Origin of the sequence: Allocoprococcus comes (assembly GCF_013300725.1) — a bacterium.
Taxonomy (GTDB): domain Bacteria; phylum Bacillota; class Clostridia; order Lachnospirales; family Lachnospiraceae; genus Allocoprococcus; species Allocoprococcus comes_A.
This window is the reverse complement of record NZ_JAAIMM010000112.1, coordinates 1-519: the sequence shown is the minus strand read 5'-3', so window position 1 is coordinate 519 and position 519 is coordinate 1. Positions and strand designations below refer to the sequence as shown.

Here is a 519-nt window from a genome sequence, read left to right as displayed (position 1 = left end):
GAAATTTGAGTTTGATGACGGCCGCCAGACCATTGTAGCTTTTTCTGAGATCTGTTGCCCCACAGGCAAGATATACCGTTGTACCGCCTGCCAGGTCAAGCATTTTCTTTTAACGTCCTTATCAGCACCTGGAATAATTCCGGAGGACAGGACGGAGCCGCCTCGATCCGGATGTATCCCGAAATAAGGATGCTGACCGCTACGGTTTCCTGCGCGGTGTCGCGCATCACAATCTCGGATTCGGAAGGAAGCTTTGCAAAGACACGCTCCTTATCCACCTCAGATGAAATTTTTTCCTGTTTCAGCTTGCGGATCCAGTATGTCATTGTCGAGACCGGTATCTGATGCTCTGTGCACCAGTCCCTGCATGTCTGTCCGCTGAATCGGAATTCCCGGATCCGTTCAGACCAGAGTCCGGCTTTTTCGTCTTTGTTCATAAAATACAATACCTCCAATGTTTTGAGGGTATTGTACCAAAGGGAATCGGGGAATAACAGATACGGATGATTACCTACTTAC

At 48.6% G+C, this 519-nt stretch carries 1 protein-coding gene; it reads right to left on the bottom strand.

Going from position 1 to position 519, the window contains the following annotated elements:
* Positions 1–95: 95 nt before the first annotated feature.
* Positions 96–437, bottom strand: coding sequence for an IS66 family insertion sequence element accessory protein TnpA (gene tnpA / locus G4407_RS16300; protein ID WP_173689707.1), 342 nt, complete (start codon positions 435–437; stop codon positions 96–98).
* Positions 438–519 lie beyond the last annotated feature (82 nt).

Coding starts and splice junctions, on each gene's coding strand:
- tnpA (WP_173689707.1), bottom strand. CDS start 437: ATGAACAAAGACGAAAAAGCCGGACTCTGGTCTGAACGGATCCGGGAA.